12 protein-coding genes are annotated in these 23,899 nt (G+C 70.3%); 3 read left to right on the top strand and 9 right to left on the bottom strand.

What is annotated here, in order from left to right:
• The first annotated feature begins 51 nt into the window (after positions 1-51).
• From RTI28_RS16915 to RTI28_RS16905, 3 genes are all read left to right on the top strand, one after another.
• Complete coding sequence (locus RTI28_RS16915; protein WP_316921523.1) at positions 52-468, top strand: YybH family protein; 417 nt, start codon at positions 52-54, stop codon at positions 466-468.
• Positions 469-541: 73 nt separating this feature from the next.
• On the top strand, positions 542-2,041 hold the full coding sequence (locus tag RTI28_RS16910) for a purine-cytosine permease family protein (protein ID WP_316921522.1): 1,500 nt from the start codon (positions 542-544) through the stop codon (positions 2,039-2,041).
• 6 nt (positions 2,042-2,047) lie between these two features.
• Entirely contained in the window at positions 2,048-3,478 is a 1,431-nt protein-coding gene (locus RTI28_RS16905) for an aldehyde dehydrogenase family protein (protein WP_316921655.1), read from the top strand.
• A 253-nt stretch (positions 3,479-3,731) separates the two neighbouring features.
• On the opposite strand, the gene RTI28_RS16900 is transcribed toward RTI28_RS16905, so the two are convergent.
• From RTI28_RS16900 to RTI28_RS16860, 9 genes are read right to left on the bottom strand one after another with little or no spacing between them, the layout of a single operon-like run.
• Positions 3,732-4,481 (bottom strand): thioesterase II family protein, encoded by a 750-nt coding sequence (locus tag RTI28_RS16900; RefSeq protein WP_316921521.1) that lies wholly within the window; start codon positions 4,479-4,481, stop codon positions 3,732-3,734.
• On the bottom strand, positions 4,471-6,237 hold the full coding sequence (locus tag RTI28_RS16895) for a fatty acyl-AMP ligase (RefSeq protein WP_316921520.1): 1,767 nt from the start codon (positions 6,235-6,237) through the stop codon (positions 4,471-4,473). Before RTI28_RS16895 ends, RTI28_RS16900 begins: the two co-directional genes overlap by 11 nt.
• Complete coding sequence (locus RTI28_RS16890; RefSeq protein WP_316921519.1) at positions 6,230-6,502, bottom strand: acyl carrier protein; 273 nt, start codon at positions 6,500-6,502, stop codon at positions 6,230-6,232. The genes RTI28_RS16895 and RTI28_RS16890 overlap by 8 nt, the downstream gene beginning before the upstream one ends.
• Positions 6,499-8,286 carry an ACP S-malonyltransferase gene (gene fabD, locus RTI28_RS16885; protein WP_316921518.1) on the bottom strand — a complete coding sequence of 596 codons (1,788 nt, stop codon included), beginning with the start codon at positions 8,284-8,286 and terminating at the stop codon, positions 6,499-6,501. The genes RTI28_RS16890 and fabD overlap by 4 nt, the downstream gene beginning before the upstream one ends.
• Positions 8,283-11,057, bottom strand: a complete 2,775-nt coding sequence (locus RTI28_RS16880) for a beta-ketoacyl synthase N-terminal-like domain-containing protein (RefSeq protein WP_316921517.1) — start codon at positions 11,055-11,057, stop codon at positions 8,283-8,285. Before RTI28_RS16880 ends, fabD begins: the two co-directional genes overlap by 4 nt.
• The gene (locus RTI28_RS16875; protein WP_316921516.1) at positions 11,045-12,523 is read right to left on the bottom strand and encodes a flavin-containing monooxygenase; all 1,479 of its coding nucleotides are present in this window, start codon (positions 12,521-12,523) and stop codon (positions 11,045-11,047) included. Before RTI28_RS16875 ends, RTI28_RS16880 begins: the two co-directional genes overlap by 13 nt.
• Positions 12,520-16,038, bottom strand: a complete 3,519-nt coding sequence (locus tag RTI28_RS16870) for an alpha/beta fold hydrolase (protein ID WP_316921515.1) — start codon at positions 16,036-16,038, stop codon at positions 12,520-12,522. The genes RTI28_RS16875 and RTI28_RS16870 overlap by 4 nt, the downstream gene beginning before the upstream one ends.
• Positions 16,039-16,058: 20 nt before the next feature.
• The gene (locus RTI28_RS16865; protein WP_316921514.1) at positions 16,059-17,372 is read right to left on the bottom strand and encodes a flavin-containing monooxygenase; all 1,314 of its coding nucleotides are present in this window, start codon (positions 17,370-17,372) and stop codon (positions 16,059-16,061) included.
• 28 nt (positions 17,373-17,400) lie between these two features.
• Positions 17,401-23,889, bottom strand: coding sequence for an SDR family NAD(P)-dependent oxidoreductase (locus RTI28_RS16860; RefSeq protein WP_316921513.1), 6,489 nt, complete (start codon positions 23,887-23,889; stop codon positions 17,401-17,403).
• Positions 23,890-23,899: the final 10 nt, after the last annotated feature.

Genomic DNA, 23,899 nt, shown 5'->3' with positions numbered 1-23,899 from the left:
CTTCCCCCGCAGCCCCCTCGCCAGAATCCCCCGCAGACAACTACAAGAACCGTGAGTGCCACACTCGTGAACCAGATCCCCTCGCGTGAATCCCAGGTCCTGCAGGCCGCCGCCGCCCTGGTCGATGCCTTCGCCAGCAACGACAGCGCCCGCTACTTCGCCTGCTTCAGTGCCGACGCCACCTTCCTCTTCCACACCCTCCCGCAACCGCTGATGTCGCGCCTCGCCTACCAGCAGCTGTGGGCGCAATGGCAGGCCGAAGGTTTTGCCGTGCTCGGCTGCCAGTCGCGCAATGGCCAGGTCAGCCTGCAGGGCGATGTGGCGATCTTCCTGCATGACGTCGCCACCCACCTGCGGGTCGGCGGCGAGGAGCTGCACCTGGAAGAACGCGAAACCATCGTCTTCCGCCTGCAAGGCGAGCGCTGGCTGGCCTGCCACGAGCACCTGTCGCTGCCGAGCGATAGCTGAGCCCTCTGCCGGCGGCCCTGCCGCCACTGCCAACGCACACAACAACAATCACGACAGGCGCTGGAGCACCACCATGAGCCATTCCTCCGGGATCGAAACCAACGGGGTCGAACAGATCCCCGACAACCAACGCGATGCCTCTCCCCTGGACCTGTTCCGCCTGATCTTCGGCGGCGCCAATACCTTCGCCACCGCCGTGCTCGGCAGTTTCCCGGTGCTCTTCGGCCTGTCGTTCCAGGCCGGGGTCTGGGCGATCCTCCTGGGCGTCGCGGTCGGTGCGCTGATCCTCTCGCCCATGGGCCTGTTCGGCGCGCTCAACGGCACCAACAACGCCGTGTCGTCCGGTGCGCACTTCGGCGTGCACGGGCGCATCGTCGGTTCGTTCCTGTCGCTGCTGACCGCGGTGGCGTTCTTCTCGCTCTCGGTGTGGAGTTCCGGCGATGCCCTGGTCGGCGGCGCCAAGCGCCTGGCCGGGCTGCCGGAAACCGACCTGACCCTGGGCCTGACCTACGGCCTGTTCGCGGTGCTGGTGCTGGTGGTCTGCATCTTCGGTTTCCGCTTCATGCTGTGGGTCAACAAGATCGCGGTGTGGGCCTCGAGCCTGCTGTTCCTGCTCGGCCTGTTCGCCTTCACCGGGCCTTTCGATGCCGCCTTCGCCGGTAGCGTCAACCTCGGCCAGCCCGGCTTCTGGGCGGCGTTCATCGGTTCGTCGCTGCTGGCCATGAGCAACCCGGTGTCGTTCGGCGCCTTCCTCGGCGACTGGTCGCGCTATATCCCGCGCGAAACCCCGAAGGCGCGGATCATGCTGGCGGTGATCGCCTCGCAGATCGGCACCCTGATTCCATTCTTCTTCGGCCTGTGCACCGCGACCCTGGTGGCGAGCAGCGCACCGGAGTACATCCAGGCCAACAACTACGTGGGCGGCCTGCTGGCCATCTCGCCGACCTGGTTCTTCCTGCCGGTGTGCCTGATCGCGGTGATCGGCGGCATGTCCACCGGCACCACGGCGCTGTATGGCACCGGCCTGGACATGTCCAGCGTGTTCCCGCGCCTGCTCAGCCGTGCCGGTGCGACCCTGCTGATCGGCGTGCTCGCCATCGCCTTCATCTTCATCGGCCGCTTCGCCTTCAACCTGGTGCAGAGCGTGTCCACCTTCGCCGTGCTGATCATCACCTGCACCAGCCCGTGGATGGTGATCATGATCCTCGGCCTGATCACCCGTCGCGGCTTCTACCACGCCGACGACCTGCAGGTCTTCACCCGCGGCGAGCGCGGCGGCCACTACTGGTTCAACCACGGCTGGAACTGGCGCGGCATGGGCGCCTGGATCCCCAGCGCGATCATCGGCCTGTGTTTCGTCAACCTGCCGGGGCAGTTCGTCGGCAGTCTCGGCGAGCTGGCCGGCGGCATCGACATCAGCCTGCCGATCACCCTGGGCCTGGCCGCCGTGCTGTACCTGGCGCTGATCAACATTTTCCCCGAACCCGCCGCGGTGTATGGCCCCAAGGGCCCGCGCTGGGTGTATCGCACAGCCTCGGCGTCCGCGCCGCTGGCGAACGCCGAAACGGCCTGACAGGAGCTGCACATGACGCATTACATCGATGGCCGCTGGGTGGATGGCGCCAGCGCCGACAGCATCAAGGTGTTCGACCCCGCCCTGGGCGAGCCTTTCGCCGAACTGCAGGCCGCCAGCGCGGCCCAGGTCGACCAGGCCATCAGCGCCGCACGCAAGGCCCTGCCGGCCTGGAAGGGCCTCGACGTGGCCCGCCGTGCCGGCTACCTGCGCGGCTTCGCCGAGCAACTGGGCCTGCGCCGCGAAGAACTGATCGCCCTGCAGATGCGCAACAACGGCAAGCCGCGCCATGAAGCCGAAGTAGACCTGGACGACGCCGTCGCCACCTTCACCTACTACGCCGAGCTGATCGAACAACAGGCGCGCAAGGACCCTGGCGTGGCCCTGGCCGCGCCGGGCTTCAGCGCCCGTACGCGGCTGGAGCCGGTGGGTGTGGTCGGCCTGATCGTGCCGTGGAACTTCCCACTGGTGACCAGCGCCTGGAAACTCGCCCCGGCCCTGGCCGCCGGCTGCACCGTGGTGCTCAAACCGTCGGAGATCACCCCGCTGATCGAACAGAGCTACGGACAAATCGCCGAGACCCTCGGCTTGCCGGCCGGAGTGCTGAACATCGTCGTCGGCAAGGCCGAGACCGGTATCGCCCTGAGCAACCACAACGGTCTGGACAAGCTGTCCTTCACCGGCAGCAACACCGTCGGCAGCCAGGTCATGCGCAGTGCCTCGGCGCAGTGCCGGCCGGTGACCCTGGAGCTGGGTGGCAAGTCGGCGATCGTGGTGTTCGACGACTGCGACCTGGACCAGGCGGTGGAGTGGATCGTTGCCGGGATCTGCTGGAACGCCGGGCAGATGTGCTCGGCCACCTCGCGCCTGCTGATCCAGGACGGCATCGCCGATGCCTTGCTGGCGCGCCTGGCCGTGGCGCTGGACAACCTGCGGGTCGGCAATCCGCTGACCGAGGACGTCGACATGGGCCCGCTGACCAGCCAGGGCCAGTGGCTCAAGGTCGCGGCGTATTTTGCCGTGGCGAAGGAAGAGGGCCTGACCTGCCTGGCCGGTGGCCAGCCGCTGGACCGCAGTGGCTGGTTCGTCAGCCCGACGCTGTATGCCGACGTGCCGACGGACAGCCGCCTGTGGGTCGAGGAGATTTTCGGTCCGGTGCTGTGCAGCCAGCGTTTCGCCACCGAGCAGGAGGCGATCGCGCTGGCCAACGACAGCCGTTTCGGCCTGGTCGCCACCGTGGTCAGCCAGGACCTGGAGCGTGCCGAGCGAGTTGCCGATGCCCTGGAAGTGGGGCATGTGTGGATCAACTCGATCCAGGCGGTGTTCGTCGAAACTTCGTGGGGCGGGACCAAGGGCAGCGGCATCGGGCGCGAGCTGGGGCCGTGGGGGTTGGCGGCGTATCAGTCGGTGAAGCATGTGACGCGGTGTCTGGGGTGAGTTGCCTCACGTCGTTCTCATAGAACAAAACGGAGCTCTTTGATTCAGCAGGGACTGTGTGGGAGCGGATTCATCCGCGATTGGGCGCGAAGCGGCCATAAAACCTGTATTCCCGGTGTGTCAGTCAAATTCGGGACTTAGGATTTACGACGGCTTTGCCGTCGATCGCGGATGAATCCGCTCCCACACGAATGCGGTGCACTTGCGATCCGTCCTCTGCGCGACAGTGCAGCTCGACGGTCTGCGGGAACGCCTACAGTGTGTCGCGCGAGCCATACCCCCGCACCACCCCAAACACCCCCTCAACCCGCTCCATCACCGCAAAATGCCCCCCCTCGATCATGCGCAACCCAAACCCCGCGCCACTGACCCCTTGCCAGGCCAGCAGCGACTCGTAGCTCACCTGTCGATCATCCACCGCGCCGAATACCCAGACGGGAATCTCCAGCGGCCGCGCATGCGCATGCCGGTAGTCGAGGATCAACAGCAGATCCGCCTGCAACACCGGCACCGCCAGATCCATCATCGCCTTGTTCTGCAGCACTTCCCGCGGCGTCCCGGCAAGCTCGGCGAGGTAGTCGCGCAGGGCCTGGTCGTTCAGTTCCGGCAGGCCGGCACACACCGGCAGCCAATCCGGGCTCTGCCGCGATGACACCAGCAAGGCCAGCGGTCGCCGCGCACCTTCGGTCAGCAGGCGGCGGGCGGTTTCGTAGGCGAGCAGGGCCCCCAGGCTGTGACCGAACAGCAGCAAGGGTTTGTCCGGCAACTCCCGGCACTGGCGGGCGAAGCCCTCGGCCAGCGCCGCCACCGAGGCGGCAAAGGGCTCGCGCAGACGCCGGGCACGCCCCGGCATCTCCACGGCATATAGCTCGCACAAGCCCGCAGCGGCCTTTTTCCACGGGAAGAAACTCTGCGCGCTGCCGCCGGCACAATGGAAGCACACCAGGCTCAGCGGCGCTGCGGGATCCGCCAGCCACTGCACCAGCCCCGGCTCATTCGCCATCGACCAGCTCCAGTTGCCCCGTCAGGTACAGCTGGCGCATGCGCCCGCGCTGGATCTTGCCGCTGGTGGTCTTGTGGATGCTGGTGGGCAGGACGAAGACGATGCGGTTCAGGGTGATGCCATGGCTGTCCGCCACCGCGCCGCGCACCAGGGCCTTGAGCTGGCGCGGGTCGTCCTGCAGCCAGCGCTTGAGCTCGCGGTTGAGTTCGATGGCGGCAACGATGAGCTGACGCTGCTGCTCGTTGTCGTGGCTGAACACCGCGCAGCTCTGCGCCCGCACTTCCCGCAGGGCTTCGAGCACGCGGTGCTCGATATCTTCCGGATGCAGGTTGCGCCCTTCGCAGATGATCAGGTCTTTCAGGCGGCCGCAGACATACAGCTGGCGATCCTGCTCCTCGACAAAGCCGAGGTCGCCGGTGCGCAGCCAGGTGTGCCCGGGTTCATCGGTGATGCGCGCGTGAAACGCGGTGGCGGTGGCTTCGTCGTTGCGCCAGTAGCCCTGGGCGATGGCCGGGCCACGCAGCCAGATTTCGCCGATCCGCCCCGGCGCGCAACGCTGCAGGCTGGTCGGGTCGACCGTGGCGATCTGCACCTCCCACGAGGGCTCGCCGCAGCCCACCAGCTCCTGTACCTGCGCCGCGTCGGTGGGGAAGGCCAGGCGCTGCTCGGCGGCGAGCACCCCGGCATCGGCCTGCAGGGTGCGCACCGGCTGGCCATGGGGACCGCCGGCGACGAACAGGGTCGCTTCGGCCAGGCCATAGCAGGGCAGGAAGCTGCTCGCCGCGAAGCCGTGGGCTCCATAGCACTCGGCGAAGCGGCTGAGGCTGGCCGAACGCACCACGTCGGCGCCGTTGAGGGCGTGGGTCCAGTGCGACAGGTCGAGCCCGGCCAGGCGCTGCGCGTCGTAGCGCTCGACGGCGAGGTTGTAGGCGAAGTTCGGTCCGCCGGCCAGGCGCGCCTTGTAGCGGGCGATGGCCTGCAGCCAGAGCAGCGGCTGCCGGACGAAGGTGGACGGCGCCATGATCACCGTGTGGTTGCCCAGTACGATCGGCAGCAACTGGCCGAGGATCAGCCCCATGTCGTGGTGATGGGGCTGCCAGGTGACGAAGTCGCTGTCCTGATCCAGCGCCCAGGCGTCGCGCATCATGCGCAGGTTGGCGCTGATATTGGCGTGGCTGACCATCACCCCCTTGGGCGCCGAGGTGGAGCCGGAGGTGTACTGCAGGAAGGCGATGCGCTGCGGCTCGCTGTCGTCGGGGCGGACCCAGGGCACCTCGGCGGCGCTGGCCGGGGTCGGTGCGAGCATGGGCAACTGCGCCGCGAAGCTGCCGGCGAAGGCTTGCTGCAGCGCGTCGCGTTCGCTGTCGGCGACCAGCAGCAGGCGGCTGTCGCTGTCTTCGAGGATGCTCAGGCAACGCTCGATCCGGCGCCGGTTCGGCAGGTTGACCGGCACGGCGATGCGCCCGCTGTCCAGGCAGGCGAGGAAGCTGGCGATGAACTCCAGCCCCTGGGGGAAGAACAGCGCGATGCGATCGCCCGGCGCGCTGTGTTCGCGCAACTGCCGGGCGATGGCGCCGACCCGGCCGAACAGTTCGGCATAGGTCAGGCGCTGCTGCTCCTCGCCGTCATCGTCGAGCAGGGTGAAGAGCACCTTGTGCGGGTGCAGGCGGGCGCGCAGCGCCAGGCAATCGTGGATCGCCAGCTGGCCGCTGGCGGTGAGCACTTCCTGTGGAGTGAGGCCGGTCTTGTCAAACATGCGCGGACTCCTCCTGTTGGTCGCCTGCGACGATGCCGGCGATGGCGCTGGCCAGCTCGGCGATGCTCGGGTGTTCGAACAGCAGGGTCGGGCGCAGGCGCACGGCGAAATGCTCCTCCAGGTTGCCGATCAGCCGCGTGCCCAGCAGCGAGCCGACACCGAGCGCGCCCAGCGGGCTGTGCAGGTCGATCTCGTCGGCCGGCAGATCGGCTTCGGTACTGATGAAGGCGCTGATATGGCGTTGCAGGGTGTCGATCAGGCTCATGGGGTTCTCCTTGGACGGGCGGCGGGGCTGAGCAGCTCCAGCAACTGGGCCGCGGGCAGTGGAATGGGCAGGTCGGCGGCGTGCTGGCGCCGCCAGTGGTTGAACAGCCACAGCGAGGCGTCGCCGTGCACCTGGATCCGCGTCAGCCCGGCCTGCATGCGTTGCTGCAGGTCGCGCCGCGCGGCGGCGTCGATGCTGTCGCCGAGGTACAGCACCTGCTGCGCTTCGCTGGCGAGCTGGGCGGCCTGGTCGAGCACATAGCCTGGGCTGCGGCTGTGCAGTTCCGGGTAGCGCCAGTCGCTGAGCGGGCGATGGTCCTGGCGGCCCATGCGCGCCAGGCGCTGTTGCTCGTCGCGAGGCAGCGCGGCTTCGCTGGCGAGAAGGAACAGCGCGCCCGGGGCGACGAAGTCGACGCCGAGGTCGAGCAGGGCCTGCACCCCCGCCGGGCTCGCGGCCAGGCCGCCGGCGCCGATCAGCGGCTGGCGCGCCTGGCGTTCGCGGCGGGCGAGGGCGTCGAGCAGCAGCGGCATGTGCCGGTCGGCGGCGATCAGCAGGGCATCGGCGTGGGCCAGGCCGGCGTCGAGGTCGGCATGGCGTTCCAGGCGTACCAGCCAGTGCACCTGCGGCCAGCGCTGGCGCAGCTCGGCGCTGAGGTCGTGGGCGGCGATCTCGATGCAGCGCACCCCCTGCTCGGCGACCCGGGCGAGGCGCGCGGCGCCGCCGAGGCTGACACCGAAGCGGCCGCGCAGGTGCGGGGTGGCGTTGTAGCGGGCCAGGGTCTGCTCCAGTTCGCGGTCGTCGAGGTCATGCCCGTCGAGCAGGCCCATGACGCCGTGGCGGGCCAGTTCGCCGAGCAGCGCTTCGGCGCCCTGGCGCGGCGCGATGGCCTGCACCAGCAGCGGCCGCTCCACGGGCTGTGGCTGTGGTGCTGGTGCTGGCGCCTGGGCGCGGATGTCCTTGAGCATGCCGCCGAGAATCGCCGGCTGGCCGATCTCGATGAAGTCCTCGACACCCTCGGCGAGCAGGCGCTGCACCACCTGCTGCCAGCGCACCGGCTGGCTGAGGTGGCGCGACAGGCGCTCGACCAGGCCCTCGCGGCTGTGGGGCTGGGCATCGAGGTTGGCGATGACCGGGAAGCGCGGGGCTTCGAAGCGCGTGGCGAGGCCCTGGAGGAACTCGCCGAAGGCGGTCTGCGCCGTAGCCATGTGCGGGGTGTGGAACGGACCGCTGACCTTCAGCGGCAGGGCCCGCAGGCTGCGCGTGGCGCACAGCTCGGCGAGCCGCTCGAGTTCCGCCTGGGCGCCGCCGACGATGATCTGCCGCGGGCTGTTGATATTGGCGATGGCCAGGCCGCTTTCCGGCAGTTCGCCGAGCAGCGCAGCGACCTGCTCCTGGTCCTGGCCGAGCAGGGCCAGCAGGCCGCCGCCGCGCACCTCGGCCATCAGCCGCGCGCGCTCGGCGACGATGCGCAGGCCGAGGGCGAAGTCCATCACCCCGGCGGCGGTCAGCGCGGCGTACTCACCCACGCTGTGGCCGGCGGCGAAGCGCGCCTCGACGCCCTCGTCGCGGGCGGCGAGATAGCCGAGCCAGGACACCACGTAGATCGCCGGCTGGGTGTAGCGGGTCTGGTTCAGCGCCTGTTCGGGATCGTCCTGGCACAGGCGGGCGAGGTCATAGCCGAGAATCTCGGCGGCTTCGTCGCGCAGTGCCGGGAAGCGCGCGAACAGCGCCGCGCCCATGCCCTTGCGCTGGCTGCCCTGGCCCTGGAACAACCAGGCCTTCATGCGCTCACCTGTGCGGGTTGTGCCGGCAGGGCGCGCAGTTCGACACCGTCCAGGTGCAGGGCGTGGCGGCCGTCGCTGTGGCTGAGGTCCAGTGCCCAGCGCTGGCCCTGCCGGTGCAGGCTCAACTGGCGGGCGCCAGGCAGCGCGCGCGGGTCGAGCCACAGCCGGCGGATATGAAACGGCAGGCGTGGCGCGCTGGCGTCGGCGAGCAGCGCGGGAGCGCCGGCCAGGGTTGCCAGCAGCACCGCCCAGAGGTCGGCGTCGTCGATATTGCCGAGGTTGGCGTGGAGGCTGTCGGCGGTGCCACGCACCTCGCGCAGGACACGTCCCGCGGCGCTGTAGCGCAGGCCCTTGTCGGCCAGCCCGGCATACAGCGCGGCGCTGGCCAGGGCGCTGGCCACGGCGAGGTTGGCGACGGCGGCGGGGGTGTCGCCGGACGAGTCTTCGCGCGCCTGCAACAGCACCTGCCCGTCCAGGCTGGCCTGCCACTGGGCGTCGACCTGGGTGAAATTCAGCGTGTCGGTGTCGGTCAGGTCCCGCGGCGGACCGAAGCGCAGGTCGCGCCAGGCCAGCGGCGTATCGCCGTGCCGGCCCAGGGCATGCTGGAGCAGGCCGGCCAGGGCCATGGCCGAAGCGGGCGGCGCGGCAGCGGGCTCCCAGCAGTCGCGCCAGGCCTGGGCGGCGCCGACCCGGTTACGCGCGACAGGTTGGCTCACCGCGGTGTACCAGACCCGCTCGGCGCGCCATGGATAGCCAGGCAGCGGGACTTTGCCGGGACGCGGCCGCTCGCCATACAGGCTGGCCCAGTCTGGCGCCGCCGCCTTGGCGTTGACCCAGTACGCGGCCCAGCGCGCCAGTTGCGCGGCATCGGCGGGCTGCTCCGAGTGCTCCGGTGCGGTCGTGACCGGGCGGCCATCGTTGAGGTACAGCGCGTCGCAGTCGCCAGCGAGGAACCCGCGCAGGCGCTGGACCAGTTGCGCGTGGCTGGCGACGACGAAGGCCAGGCGCCTGGCCATGGCGTCGCGGCCTTGGTGCAGGGTGCGGGCGATCGCGCCAAGAGTGGCGTCGGTCAAGGGCACGGCGGGCAGGCTGGCCAGGCGCGAGGCCCGGTCGGACTGCGTCGGCAGTTCCGCCACCAGGCGCTGGACCACTTCCTCCAGGGTCAGCGCCCCGCGCCAGGCATCGATCGGCACGTCCAGCTGGCAGACGTCGAGGGCTTGCTCCAGGCAGCCGACGAAATAGCCGGCATCCACCGCCAGCGTGGCCAGGCGGGTGGGGCTGGCGTCGCTGGCCGGCATCAACCCGAGCAGGTCGCGCAGGCATTCGAGGAGTTCCTCGCGCAGACGCTGATGAGGGTCGGCGGGCTCGGCGTCCAGTACCTCCAGCAGGTGCCGGGCGCGGGCCCGCAGGCCGTCGTCATCCTTGGCCGAGAGCAGCATCAGCCAGGACGCCGGGTCGTCTTCGCCGGGGGCCGGCGCGTCGGCGGCCTGCAGCACCACATGGGCGTTGACCCCGCCGAAGCCGAAGGCGCTGACGCCCGCCAGCAATGGCGCGCCGTCCGCCGCCTGCAGCGGCGCGCCGGCCTGGGCAAGGCGAAACGCGCTGCTTTCCAGCTCGATCTGCGGATTGAGGCTGGCGTGATGCAGGTTGCCGACCTGCTGGCGGTGCTGCAGGCACAGCAGGCTCTTGACCACCGAGGCGATGCCGGCGGCGGCTTCCAGGTGGCCGATCTGGCTTTTCAGGGCGCCGAGGGCGATGGTCGGGCCCGCGTCGGCGGGGACGGCCTGCTTGAGCGCATCGATCTCGATCGGGTCACCCAGCGGCGTGCCGGTGCCATGGGTTTCGATCAGGCAGGCCTGGCGCGGCGAATAGCCGGACTGGGCCCAGGCCTGGCGAATCACTTCGCTTTGCGCGGTCGGGTTGGGCGCGGTGAAGCTGTAGGCCCGGCCACCATGGTTCTGCGCGCTGCCGCGGACTTCGCCGTAGATGAAGTCGCCATTGGCGGCGGCGGTCTCGGCCCGGGTCAGCACCAGGGCCGCCACGCCTTCGCCGCGCACGTAGCCATCGGCGCTGGCGGCGAAGGTCTGGCAGTGCCCGGCATGGCTGAGCATGCCGGCCTTGGCGAAGGCGACGAACAGTTCCGGGCCGAGCAGCAGGTTGACCCCGCCAACGATCGCCAGCTCGCATTCGCCGGCGCGCAGCGACTGGCTGGCGCGGTGCAGCGCCACCAGCGAGCTGGAGCAGGCAGTGTCGATGCTTTCGCTGGGCCCGTGCAGGTCGAGGCAGTACGACACCCGGTTGGCGATGGCGGTCAGGGCGATGCCGGTGCCGCGCCAGGCGTCGCTGGGCACGCCGTCGCGGCGCATCAGTGCCGGGTAGTCGGCATGGCCGACGCCGACGAACACCCCGACCCGGCGCTTCGCCAGTTGCCCCGGGGCATAGCCGGCATCCTCCAGGGCGTTCCAGGCGCACTGCAGGAACAGGCGCTGCTGCGGGTCCATGCCCTGCGCCTCGCGCGGCAGGATGCCGAAGAAGCGTCCGTCGAAGCAGTCGACCTGCTCGATGAAGCCGCCGCGTTGGCAATAGCTGGTGTACTCGCCGGGGTTCAGCTCGCTGTCGTACTCGCGCCAGTCCCAGCGCTCGGCCGGCACCCGCAGTACTGCATCGCGGCCCTTGTCGAGCAGGTCCCAGAAGGCGCGCAGGTCCGGCGCGCCGGGAAAGCGCCCGGCCATGCCGACCACCGCCAGCGGCGCGGCGCTCAGTCCTGGCATGGCACGCTCTCCCGGGCCAGCGCGGCCATCGCTTCGTACTCGTGGGCCCGGGCCTGCAGCGGACTGACATTGCCGGTGGCGCTGGCGCGCTCGCGACCCTGGCGCCATTCCCGGGCCAGGTAGTGCATGTAGGTCGGGCCGTGCATTTCGTAGTTGTTGCGCGGGGTGGCGAGGAACTCGCGCTCGATGACCTTGCGCTCGGCGCCGATGTGCCGGCGTTCGGCGGCGGCGTCCGGGCGCAGGTACTGCCCGGCGAAGTAGTCGGCGGTCAGTTCGGCCTGGCGCTCCATCATGTCGAGGAAGCCCCAGGTCACCGCCTGGAACAGGCCGATGAACGCCAGGTTCGGCACCTCCGGGAGGAAGATGCGCTGGAACAGCGGGATGCGGTTGTCCTCGATCTTCAGCAACGCCTCCGGCAGGAACGGGAAGTCGGTGTGGTAGCCGGTGGCGTAGATCACTGCGTCGACTTCCTGCTGGCTGCCGTCGACGAAATGCACGGTGTTGCCGTCGATGCGGCTGACCTGCGGGACGATCTTCAGCTTGCCGTCGCCGACGCGGTTGGCGAAGTTTTCCGAGAGGGTCGGCAGGCTCGACATCATCAGGTGGTCGGGCTTGGGCATGCCCAGTTGCTTGCGCTTGGCGATCAGCGCCTTGTACAGCCCGGTGAACAGCAGGCCGGTGAGCGGGTAGGGCAGGATCTTCTTCACCCACCAGTCGTTGAGGTGGCCCATGACCTTGTCGATGCGAATGCCGAACAGGTAGTGCGGCAGCACGTAGACGCCCCGGCGCAGCGACAGGAAGGTCATGCGCGCGTCATGGCTGACGTCCACGGCAATCTGCGCGCCGCTGTTGCCCACGCCGACCACCAGCACCTGCTTGTCCTGGTAGCCGTGGCGGTAGCGGTACTGCTGCGAGTGGATCGCGTCGATGTCGCTGGCGGCGGCGTAGGCCGGGAAGTTCGGCGTGTTGTGATGACCGTTGGCGACCACCAGGGCGTCGTAGTGGCGCACCTCGCCGGAGCCCAGGGTGACCCGCCAGACACCGTCCGGCAGGCGCTCGGTGTGCTGCACCGGGCAGTCCAGGTGGATCGAGTCGCGCAGCTCGAAATGCTCGACGAAACTCTCCAGGTAGGCGTGGACCTGGCGGTGCGAGGGAAAGTCGGGGTAGTGCTTGGGCATCGGGAAATCGCTGAACTGGTACAGGCCCTTGGGCGTGTTCATGTTCATGCTGTACCACACCGAGGTGTGCCGGCCGCTGGGGTCGAAGGCCCAGATCCCGCCGATGCGCTCGCGCCGCTCGAAGCAGTCGAAGGCAATGCCCTTGCGCTTCAGCGCGCGGGCCATGGACAGGCCGCCGACCCCGGCGCCGACGATGCAGACCCGCGCGCCACGGCCGGGCAGCGGACGGACAGGGACCACGCCTGGTTCGGCGAGGCTCGGCGGGATGACGCTGATGTGCTCAGTCACAGGGTGGCTCCTTTTTTTTTAGCCGGAATCAGCCCGGCAAGAAAGTCGGCGGTGCGGGTATCGCCCAGCGTGCGGTTGTGCTCGGCGCATTCGTCGAGCACGCCGTCGATGCCGCGCTGCAGGGCGCGGCGCAGGTTGGCGAGGATCAGGTCGATGGCCGCGCGGTCGATGTTCAGCGGCGGCAGGTAGCGCAGGCAGTCGTTGTAGATCGGGCACACCGCGGCGGCGACACCGCCCTGCGGGTCGCGCAGCAGGTGGCCCCAGAACAGGTAGCCGAAGCTGCGTTCGACGAACGCCGGGGTGCCGGCGAGGTCCAGTTGCAGGGTGAGCAGCAGGCCCTCGCCACGCACCTCGCGGATCAGCGGGAACTCGCCCTGCAAGGCCAGCAGCCCCTGCTTGAAGTACTCGCCCTGCACGCGGGCCTGGCCCAGCGCGTCGTCGCGTTCGAGGGCGCGCAGGCAGTTGAGGGCGATATGCGCGCCGAGCTGGACGATGCCGCGCTCGCGCAGGTCGGCCAGGCGCCGTGGCTGGCGCTGCCCGGCCCGTTGTTCGAGGTCGTCGCGGTACAGCACCACGCCCATTGGCAGCAGGCTGTCGCACAGGGCGCTGCCGAGGGCGACGATGTCCGGCCGGGTCACCTGGGGCGCGCTGTGCAGGAAGCGGCCGGTCATCAGGTTGGTCTGGGTTTCGTCGACGCCCACCAGGTAGCCGCCGGCCTCGCGATGCCGCTCGATCAGGGCGATCAGCGCCGGTGGCAGCGGTCGCGCGGCGTTGGCATCGACCTGCAGGGTCTCGAACCAGACCAGGGCGATCTCGCCACTGAGCAGGTGCGTCTGCAACTGCGCCTCGGCATCCGCCGCCTGCGGGTCGATGAACACGGTGTGCGCATGCAGCGGCTCGAACGGCTGGCGGAAGATATCGAAGGTCTCGTTGCGCGAGGACGCCGCGCTGAGCAGGGTGAAGCCCAGGCCGCCGCTGAAGCACAGCAGCTTGCGCCGCTCGCCGCGGGCGCCGAGCAGGCCCAGGGTCAGCGCCGCTTCCACCGCGGTGACGTTGCTCGATGCCGGCAGCGCCCGGGGCAGACCGCAGCGCTCGCCGAGCAGCGTGCTCAACTCTTGCCAGTAGTCATGGTCAGGATTGTGGCGGGCGCTGACCTGCTCGATCACATCCTCGGGGTTCAGCCCGCGCGGGCAGGTGCCGACGTTGACGAAGCAGTCGATGATCTCCCGCGACGGCTGGCCATCGACGCGCAGCCGCGAGCGCACCCCGCGGGCCTCATGGAAGCGCGCGGCGAAACCGTGCATGCGGGCGATCCGCGCATAGCCGCTGTTGCCATGGCGCAGGTGCGCCTGGTAGGTCGCCTCGCTGCTGCTGTCGATGCGCCGCAACTGGCGCAGCAGGTCGCCGGGCAGGCCGGGGGCGAAACGCTGCATCAGTTCGTCGAAGGCCAGGCGCAGGGGCAGGCCGAAGTTGGTCATGACATGCCGCACGTAGCTTTCGTTGGGCGTCATCAGCCACGGGTTGTTGACCCGCTCGTGCACCAGGCAGGCGCCCAGGGGGGCCTGGAAGCCGCCGAGGCCTTCGCCGAACACCAGCAGGTCGGCGCTCTCGCGCAGGGCCAGCAGCGGCCACTCCGGGTCTTCGCACGGCTCGACCAGCAGGCTGAGAATGCCGCTGCCGGCCAGGCGCGCGATCAGCTCGTCGCAGGCCTGCGGGCTGGCGTCGGCGGCCTCGATGCAGGCCACCGCGGCCAGCTCCCGCGGGCCTTGGCCGGCGAGCAGGGCAAGGGCCTCGGCGATACTGGCGACCACCCGTACCCCGGGCACCAGGGCGTCGCGCTCGCCGCGCTGCAGCGGGTCGAAATAGCGTGCCCAGTAGCCACTGGCGTCGATCAGCAGCAGCCCGGCGGCGCCGTCCGGGGTGCGATTGCGCGCATGGTGGCGGGCCAGGCGCAGGGCGGCATCGAAGGCCTCTTCCAGCGAAGTCATGAAATACGCGCGGTAGTCGCCTGGCTCGCGCTTGCCGCGCTGGCTCAGGTGGTTGAGCAGCACGGCGGTCTGCGCCGCCGGTGCCGAGAGGATCGCGCAATGCCCCTGTTCGCCCTGGCGCACGTAGTCGGCGAGGGTTTCCAGGGTCTGCGCGCTGGCCGGGCGGAAGATCCGCGTCGGCGGGGGCGGCGCTGCCGGGCCTTCGGGCGTCGGCAGGCTGGCGAGGAATTCCAGCAGCAGCTGGTTGTAGCGCTCATGGTGGGTGAAGCCCAGCAGGTGCCCGGCGCCGGCCACTTCGATGAGTTCGGCATGCGGCACGGCGGCGGCGATCAGCGCCGAATAGGCCGGCGGCTGATAGGCGTCGTCGCTGCCGCAGATGATCCGGCACGGGCGCTTCAGGGCGGACAGCCGCGGGCGCAGGTCGAAGTCGCCGATCACCTGCTGGTAGGCCGGCAGCGCCGGCATGTTCCAGCCGCGGTTGAGGGTCATGAAGCGCGGGCTCTTCTGCAGCTCGCGCATCAGCACCGGGAAGTCGCTGGCGCCCTCGCTGAAGGGCGAGCTGACGCTGATGCACAGCCCGGCGCAGCGCTCCGGGTGGGCCAGGGCGAAGGCCTGGGCGAGCACGCCGCCGAAGGAATAGCCGATGACCGGGATGGGCTCGTGGATATTCAACTGATCGAGCAGGTCGACCAGGTCGGCGACCAGGTCGTCGAGGCTGAACTGTGCCGGCAGCTCCGCCGCGCCGCAGCCGGGCAGGTGGAACATCAGCAGGCGGTGCCGGGCGCCGAGGGCCTGCATCTGCAGGCGCCACATCACGTCGTACTGCATGACCAGCCCGCCGAGCAGCAGGACCGGGCGGCCGGTGCCGTAGGTCGCGCATTCCAGGCGCGGCGCGTCGGGGCGCAGCAGCTGCAGGCGGGTGGCCTGCCGGCAGGTGGCGAGCTGGCTGTCGAGCAGCGCTTGCGCGGGTTCAAGGCTGGACGCCGGTTCGCTGGGCGCCGCCGACGTCTGCCAGAGCGATTCGATGGACAGCGGGCCGCTGGCGGCCGGGCTGGCCTCGGCGATCGCCGCGCGCTGCAGCGGCGCTGGCTGGGGTTGCACCGCGGCACGGGGCGGCGGCACGGGTGCAGGTGTGGCTACGGGCACGGGCACGGGCGCGGCGGCCGGCGCGAGGGCGTAGCGGCTTTGCAGTTGCGTGCGGTGGTTGCTCAGCAGGTAGCCGCAGAAGCTGCTCAGGTCCTGGAATTCGAAGAACACCGTGGGCGGCACGGTGATGCCGAAGCGGGCAGTGAACAGGGTGCCGATTTCCGTCGAGGCGATGGAGTCCAGGCCGTAGTCCATCAGCGGCCGGGTGGGCGAGAAGTCCTCGGGAGCGATCTTCAGCACGCCGAGCACCAGCTCGCGCAGCTCGGCCAGCAGCGGGGTCTGCGGGTCCGCCGGCGGCGCGGTGTCGAGGGTATCCAGCAGGCGCAGCGCTTCGCTGGCGCTGAGCTCGCTGGCAACGGGCAAACGGGTGGGGTGGTTCATGCTTGTGCCTCGCGGGAGAGTCAGGCGCTGCGGGCCAGGGACGGGTTCTGTTGCAGGCGGGCGGTGAGGAAGTTCAGGGTGCGGATGAACTTCCACAGGTCCACCTCATGGGCGTGCCGGCGGGTCTGCATGAAGCGCTGCTGGCCGAGGTCGAGATCGCCGGGGCGCTGCTTGATCTGCAGCAGCTGGTGCCAGGCCGGGCTGTCGGCGGCGCGGGCCTGCAGGCAGGCGGCGATGAAGCGTCCGGTGATGTTGGCCAGGTTGCCGATGCCCGACGGCGTGTTGAGGTAGCCGACGAACATCAGGTCGTCGTGGCGGGCCGGGAGCATGCGCAGGAACAGCGCGTCGAAGTCGTGGCGCCAGTCGAACAGCTCGGTGGGCAGGAAGGGCAGGTCGATGGCGTAGCCGGTGGCCCAGACGATGACGTCGATCTCCTCGACGCTGCCGTCGACGAAATGCACCTGGCGCCCGTCGAAGCGCTGGATGTCCGGCCTGGCCTGCAGGTCGCCGTGGCCGATGTAGTAGAGGATCTGCGAGTTGAGGATCGGATGGCACTCGCGGATGTCGTGGTCCGGCGCCGGCAGGCCGTAGTCGCGGCCGTCGAAGCCGGCGAACTTGAAGCTGCGTTCGACATGCTCCCAGTAGGCGTCTTCGTCGCTGAACTTCGGCGCCTGGTCCATCAGCCATTCCTGGGTCGGCTGGCCGTCGATGAACTTGGGCATGTAGTGGTAGCCGCGGCGGGTCGAGTGCAGGGCGCGGCTGGCGGTCTGCGCGGCGTCCACGGCGATGTCGCAGCCGGAGTTGCCACCGCCCACCACCAGCACCCGCTGCCCGCGCAGTTGCTCGGCGCCGCGATAGTCGCCGGCATGCAGCGCGGTACCGCTGAAGTGGCCGGGGTAGGCGGGGATGGTCGGCACGCCGAGCAGGCCGTTGCACACCACCACGGCGCTGTAGCGCGCCTGGCTGCCGTCGGCGAAGCTCAGGCACCAGCCAGCGGCGTCCTTGTCCATCCGCGTGACCCGGGTATTGAAACGGGTCTGCGCGGCGAGGTCGTAGTGTTCGGCCAGTTGCGTGAGGTAGGCGAACACCTGGTCGTGGCGCGGATAGTCCGGGTAGTCCTCGGGCATCGGAAAGTCGGCGAACTGGGTGTTGCGCCGCGAACTGATCAGGTGCGCCGAGGCGTACATCTTCGACGCCGGTCCGTCCGGCTGCCAGTTGCCGCCGAAACGCGCGGTGGCTTCGATGATCTCGAAGGCCTGGCCACTCTCCTTGAGGGCCTTGGCCACGCCCAGGCCACTGGCCCCGGCCCCGATGATGGCGATGGTCGGCTGCATTGTGTCGCTCCGTGCAAAGGTGGGTGGATCAGAGCAGGGCCCGGAGCAGCTCGCGGGCCTGCTCGGCGGTGATTTCCTGGCGCTGCAGGCGGTCGAGGATGGCCTGCGGCGTGGCGGCGGGTGGCGCTGTCGGCACCGGTGTCGGAGCCGGAGCCGGAGCCGGAGCCGGAACCGGAGCCGGAACCGGAACCGGCTGCGCTTGTGGCGCGGGCGCCGCTGTCTCGGCGAGTGCCGGCACCCAGTAGCGGCGGCGCAGGAACTCGTAGCCGGGCAACGGCACCTTGCGCCACGCCGTGGCGGCGGACTCGGCATCGGCGTGTTCCAGCCAGCCACGGGCGTCTTCCAGCAGGGCCGCGCTGCTGTGCGTGCCCAGCAGCAGCTCGCTGGCTTCGGCGCCCAGCAGCCATTGGCCGAGCAGACGGCGCAGTTCGTCGAAGTCGCCGGCGATCACCGCCAGCCGCGCCTCGCTGAAGCGCTGGCGCCCTTCGCGCAGGGTCCGCGCCACATCCAGGGTGCTGAAGCCCTCGCGGCCGAGGTGGCTGGCGGGGTGGTGCGGGGCGAGCGCGCGTTCGTGTTCCAGGTGGTCGACGAAGCGCTGCAGATAGCCGCGCAACTGGATCTGGCCGCGGGCGCTGAAGACGAACACCTGGGCGCCGCCGTCCGCCGACTCGCCGCGCGCGGCGGCGTCTTCCACCAGCACATGGGCATTGGCCCCGCCGGCGCCGAACGAGCTGATCGCCGCGACCCGCGGCAGGCCGTCCGCCGGCTCCGGCCAGGCGGCCAGGCGCTGCTGGACGACGAACGGAGTGCGGCTGAAGTCGATGTTCGGGTTGGCCGGGCTGGCGTGGATCGACGGCGCCAGCTGGCGGTGCTTGAACTGCAGCAGGACCTTGGTCAGCGCGGCCATGCCGGCGGCCGATTCCAGATGGCCGAGGTTGGCCTTGATCGAGCCGATCGGGCACTGCCAGCCTTCTGTCACCTGGCCGCCGAGGGCCTTGCCCAGGCCGCGGATCTCGATCGGATCGCCGAGGCTGGTGCCGGTGCCATGGGCCTCGATATAGCCGATCCGCTGCGCCGCCAGGCCGGAACGCTGCAGGGCGCGATCGATGACCTGGGCCTGGGCGTCGGCATTCGGCACGGTGTAGCCGGAGGTCCGCCCGCCGTGGTTGAGGTCGCTGCCGCGGATCACCCCGTGGATGTGGTCGCCGTCGCGCAGGGCGGCGGACAGCGGCTTGAGCAGGACCACGCCGACCCCTTCGCCGGGCACATAGCCGTCGCCGTCGGCACCGAAGCTGCGGCACTGGCCCTGGGTCGAGGCGAACTTCAGCTCGCACAGGGTGCGGTACTTGTACGGGTGCAGCGACAGGTTGACGCCACCGGCCAGGGCCAGCTCGCAGCCGCCGCCGCGGATCAGTTCGCAGGCCAGGTGCAGGCTGGTCAGCGACGACGAGCACATGCTGTCGACGGCGAACGACGGGCCGTCCAGGTCCAGGCAGTAGGACACCCGGTTGGCGATGGAGGCGTAGGACGAGTTGGTCAGCACCCGGGGTTTTTCCGGCCAGGCGCTGGCGCCGTAGAACTGGTACTCGCCGTACATCACCCCGGCGATCACCGCCACCCGTTGCCGGGCCATGCCGCGCGGACCGGACAGGCGCTGCGGGGTGTAGCCGGCATCTTCCACGGCGTGCCAGGCGGCCTGCAGGAACAGGCGCTCCTGCGGGTCCATGCGCTCGGCGTCGCGGGGCGAGATACCGAAGAACAGCGGGTCGAAGCAGTCGAAGTCTTCCAGCAGGCCGCCCCAGCGCGCATACAGGCCGTCCTCGCCCTCGGGCTGGGCCCAGCGCGTGTCGATCTCGCTGACCAGGTCATCGCCGGCGGCCAGGTGCTGCCACAGCGCCTGGGGATCGCGGGCGCCGGGGTAGCGGCCGGCGAGGCCGATGATGGCGATGTCTTCGCGGCTGCTGGCGGCGGCTGCCGGCGCGGGGGCCGCTGGTGCCTCGGCAACCAGGGTGGGCGGGGCCAGTTGCGCGGCCTGCGCCGGGTGTTCGGTTTCCAGCAGGGTCGCCAGTTCGCGCAGGCTGCGCACTTCGAACAGCACGGTTTTCGACAGGTCCGGGAAGTGCCGCTCCAGGCGCGAATTGAGCTCCAGGACCAGGATCGAGTCGAGCCCGAAGACCTCCAGCGAGGTATCGACATCGATGCGTTGCAGCGGCGTGGCGGTCACCTCGGCCAGTTGCTGGCTGAGGTATTCCAGCAGGGAAGCCCCCGCTGGCGCGGCGCTGACCGTGACAGGGGCGGGCGCGGGCGCCTCGATGGCGAACAGCCGCGCCACGGCGTCGCGCTGGCCGCACACCGGCACCAGCAGCGGCTGCGGCAAGGCCAGGCAGCGCAGGAAGGTTGCCACGCCCTGGTCTTCTTCGAGCAGGGCCAGGCCATTGCGCGCCAGCCACTGGCGTACCGGCTCGGGCGCCTGCATGCCGTGTTCGGTCTGCCACAGCGGCCAGGCGATGGACAGCGAGCGGCCCTTGCCGCCGCGTTGCTGGCGCTGCTCGATGAAGTGGTCGAGCCAGGCATTGGCCAGGGCATAGGCGCTCTGGCCGACATTGCCGTGGATCCCGGCGAGGGACGAGCAGACCATGAACAGCTTCAGCGGGTCGTTCGCGGTGGCCTGGTCCAGGCATTGCGCGGCGCGGGTCTTGGCGTGGACCACGGTGTCGCGCTCGCTGGCCGGCTGGCGCAGGAAATAGCCATCGTGCAGCAGCCCGGCGCAATGCAGGACGCCGTGGCAGGCGCCGAAGCGCTGGCGGATGGCGACCAGGGCCGCGGCCAGGGCGCTGGCATCGGCGCAGTCGACCTGCCAGTAGGCGGCGTCGGCCGCCCCCAGGGCGCGCAACTGCTGCAGCCACTGGGCGCTGTGTTCATCGGCGGCGCGGCGACCGAGCAGCACCAGGTTCAGCCCGCCCAGCTTCGCCAGCGCCGCACCCAGCGCGCGGCCCACGGCGCCGAGGCCACCGCTGATCAGCAGGGTGTCGCCGGCGCTGAAATCGAGCGCCCGGGTGTGCTGCTGCGCATCGACGAAGCGCAGCGCAGCGCGCTGGCGCTGGCCGTCGCGCAGACGGATCCGTTGCACCCCGGGTTGCGCGGCGCTGCGCAGTTCGGCGGACAGATCGCCGTCGCCGACCTCGATCAGGCTGGCGCTGAGGCTGGGCAACTCCTGCACCAGCGAGCGCAGCAGGCCTTCCAAGGCGTTGGCCGGCCCCGGGCTGACCAGCGTCTGGATGTGCAGGCGCGGCGTGCCGAGGTTCTGGCACAGCGCGCGCAGCAGGTCCGCCGCAAGCAGCAGCGGGGCGGGTGTTTGGTCGGTCCCGCGCAGATCGAGGAGCAGGCGCTCGGGCGTCAGGCCCTGGCTGTTCAGCAGGCGCAGGAGCAGGTCGATCTGCCGCGGATCGGCGAGGTCCGCCTGCACCGTGCGCGGCGCCAGGTACTGGAACTGCGCGGCGGGCTGCAGGTGCCAGGCGCTGTCCACGATCTCGGCGGGCAGCGCGACATCGGGCTCGCTGCGATACAGCAGGGTGGTCGACGCCGGGCCGGGCTGCGCCACGGGCGCCGGCAGCCAGCAGGGTTCGAGCAGGTGAACCGGGTGTTGCGTGGCGCTGCGGTACTGGCGGAAGGCGAAGCCGTCGATTTCCACCAGCAGCGCGCCGGAGTCGGCGAACACGCGGAAGTCGAAATGGCGCATCGCGTCACTGCGTGCCGGGTGCGGCCGGACATGCACGAACAGCCGCTCGCTCAGCGGGGCATGGCAGCGCAGGGCCTGGCAGGCGTAGGGCACGAAGGTGCTGTCGACCGCCGTGGCACCGACGAAGGCGCTTTGCAGCACGGCGTCGAGCAGGGCCGGATCGAGGGTGCTGACGGGCTCGTTGTCGCGGGCGCGCAGGCGCACTTCTGTCAGTGCCTGGTCGCTGCCCAGCCAGGCAGCTTCGAGGCAGCGGAAGCTCGGGCCGTAGGCCAGGCCGAGGCGATCGAGACTGGAATAGAACGCGGTCAGGTTCAGTGGCTGGGTGCATTCGCGGTGCAGCTGGGCCAGCTCCGGGGTGGGCGGCGCGGCGTGGCTCAGGGCGCGGCATTCGCCGCTGAAGCTGGGCGCGTCGGCGTCGGTCCCCAGGCTCAGGCGCAGGCTGTCGCCGTCGCGCTGCACGCGGCAGTGCAGGCTGCGTGGCTGGTCGTCGCTGAAGCGCACCGGGCTGGCCCAGGTCAGCGCGCGCAGTTCCAGCGGCAGGCGCAAGCCATGCTCGCGCACCTGCGCCACGCTGAAATCGATGTAGGCCGCGGCAGGCAGTACCGGCTGGCCCTGGACGCGATGGTCGCGAAGGAAGAACCGCCGTGGATCGAGGTCGATCCGCCGGGTCTCCCGCGGGCTGCCGGTCGCCTGGCCGGGCAGCGTGTGCCGCTCGCGGGCGAACGGGTACAGCGGCGCGGCGAGCGGTGCCGGCGCTTGCGTCCAGAAGCGGCTCCAGCCCTCGAAGCGCCCGGCCACCCAGGCGCGGGCCAGGTCCTGCGGGGCGTCCGCGGCCACGTCGGTAGCGGCCTGGGTGCCGGGCACGACCCGGCCGTGCAGGCCGGCGCTGCCGTCATCGAGGAAACGCCCGAGGCCTTCGCGCAATTGCCGGGCGCTGTCGGCGACCAGGGCAAAACGGTGATCGAAGACCGCGCGGCAGCATTGCAGGGTGTGGGCGAGGGCGCCGAGGTCGGTCTCGGGGTGAGCGTCGAGCCAGCTCGCCAGGGCACCGATCTGCTCGCGCAGGGCCTCCTGGCTGCGCGCGGACAGGACGAACACCGGCACGCCCGCGCTGCCCGGCGCGGGCGAATCGGCCGGTGCCTGCTCGACGATCACATGGGCATTGGCGCCACCAGCGCCGAACGAGCTGATCCCGGCACGCAGCGGCGCGCTGCCGGTCCAGGCGCGGGTTTCGCGGACCAGTTGCAACGGGCTGTCCTGCAGTCCGGCATCCGGGTTGAGGTTCGCGGCATGCAGCGACGGCGCCAGGGTGCGATGGCGCAGCTGCAGCACCACCTTGCACAGGCTGGCCATGCCGGCGGCGGCTTCCAGGTGGCCGAAGTTGCTCTTCACCGAGCCGAGGTGACGCGGGGTGTCGGCGCCCAGGGCGCGCTTGAGGCCCTGCACCTCGATCGGGTCACCGAGGCGGGTGCCGGTGCCATGGGCCTCGATATAGCTGACGCTGTCGGCGTCGATCGCGGCGTCGGCCAGGGCCTGGCCGATCAGCGCCGCCTGCGAGGTGGCGCTGGGGACGGTATAGCCATTGCCGCGTCCGCCGTGATTGACCGCGCTGCCCTTGAGCACGGCGAGAATCCGGTCGCCGTCGCGGCGCGCCGCGTCCAGCGGCTTGAGCAGCATCGCCGCGACCCCTTCGCCGGGGACGAAGCCGTCCGCCTGGCTGCCGAAGGCATGGCAGCGACCGCTGGGCGAGAGCATGTGCTGCTGGCACAGCTGCACGTACTTGGCCGGGTGGCTGTAGAGGTTGACCGCACCGACCAGGGCGGCGCGGCACTGGCCCTGGCGCAGGCTGTCGATGGCCATGTGCAGGGCGCTCAGCGACGACGAGCAGGCGGTGTCCACGGCCAGGCTCGGGCCGCACAGGTCGAGGGCGTAGGACACCCGGTTGGCCACCGACCAGGGCATGCCGCTGGGGATCGCGGTGTGGCCGGCCTGCCACAGCGCCGGGCCGAGCAGCGGCCAGGTATTGCTGGTGATGCCGACGAACACGCCGATATCCAGCGAGCCGTTGGCATGGCGCAGCAGGCGGCTGCGTTCGCCAAGGTGGCCGCTGTCTTCCAGGGCATGCCAGGCGCATTGCAGGAACAGCCGTTCCTGCGGGTCGAGGCAGGCCGCATCGCGAGGCGGAATGCCGAAGAACTGGGCGTCGAAACAGTCGATATCGCGCAGGAAACCGCCCCACTTGGCGTAGCTCAGGCCACTGCCGCGAGCATCGCTTCCGGCCTGGAAAAAGCCCTCCAGCGCCCAGCGTTCGCCAGGAACCTCGTCGATCGAGTCACGCCCCTGGAGCAGGTTGTGCCAGAGCTGGTCGAGGTCATCGGCATCGGGAAAGCGTCCGTGCAATCCGACGATAGCGATTTCCGTGGCGGCGCTGTGCGGGCGGCGGAGGGAAAGTGGAGTCAGGTGCGGCCAGGCCTCCGTGCTCGGCACGGGTGCCGGGGCCTGGGGTTGCCGTTGCGCCCAGGCGGCGCAGGCCGCCGGGTGCTCGCGGCGCAGGTGCTCGACCACCGCACGGACCGTGCGGCAGTCGAACAGCAAGGTCTTGTTCAGCTCGGGAAAGTCCGGCTGGATCAGCTCGTTGAAGCTGAGAATGGCCAGGGAGGTCAGGCCGATCTCGTGGAAGGCGGCGTCGTCATGCAGTTGCGCCGCGGCGATACCGGTGGCTTGTTGCAGCAGTGCACGCACCCGCTCGGCGAGTGGATCGAGGTCTTCCCTGGACATGCAGACTCCC

Origin of the sequence: Pseudomonas sp. zfem002, assembly GCF_032621685.1 — a bacterium.
GTDB classification, from domain to species: domain Bacteria; phylum Pseudomonadota; class Gammaproteobacteria; order Pseudomonadales; family Pseudomonadaceae; genus Aquipseudomonas; species Aquipseudomonas japonica.
The sequence above is the reverse complement of the archived record's forward strand: the minus strand, read 5'-3'. Positions and strand labels throughout refer to the sequence as shown.

Coding starts and splice junctions, on each gene's coding strand:
- RTI28_RS16895 (WP_316921520.1), bottom strand. CDS start 6,237: ATGTTTGACAAGACCGGCCTCACTCCACAGGAAGTGCTCACCGCCAGC.
- RTI28_RS16860 (WP_316921513.1), bottom strand. CDS start 23,889: ATGTCCAGGGAAGACCTCGATCCACTCGCCGAGCGGGTGCGTGCACTG.
- RTI28_RS16890 (WP_316921519.1), bottom strand. CDS start 6,502: ATGAGCCTGATCGACACCCTGCAACGCCATATCAGCGCCTTCATCAGT.
- RTI28_RS16865 (WP_316921514.1), bottom strand. CDS start 17,372: ATGCAGCCGACCATCGCCATCATCGGGGCCGGGGCCAGTGGCCTGGGC.
- RTI28_RS16870 (WP_316921515.1), bottom strand. CDS start 16,038: ATGAACCACCCCACCCGTTTGCCCGTTGCCAGCGAGCTCAGCGCCAGC.
- RTI28_RS16910 (WP_316921522.1), top strand. CDS start 542: ATGAGCCATTCCTCCGGGATCGAAACCAACGGGGTCGAACAGATCCCC.
- RTI28_RS16900 (WP_316921521.1), bottom strand. CDS start 4,481: ATGGCGAATGAGCCGGGGCTGGTGCAGTGGCTGGCGGATCCCGCAGCG.
- RTI28_RS16880 (WP_316921517.1), bottom strand. CDS start 11,057: ATGCCAGGACTGAGCGCCGCGCCGCTGGCGGTGGTCGGCATGGCCGGG.
- fabD (WP_316921518.1), bottom strand. CDS start 8,286: ATGAAGGCCTGGTTGTTCCAGGGCCAGGGCAGCCAGCGCAAGGGCATG.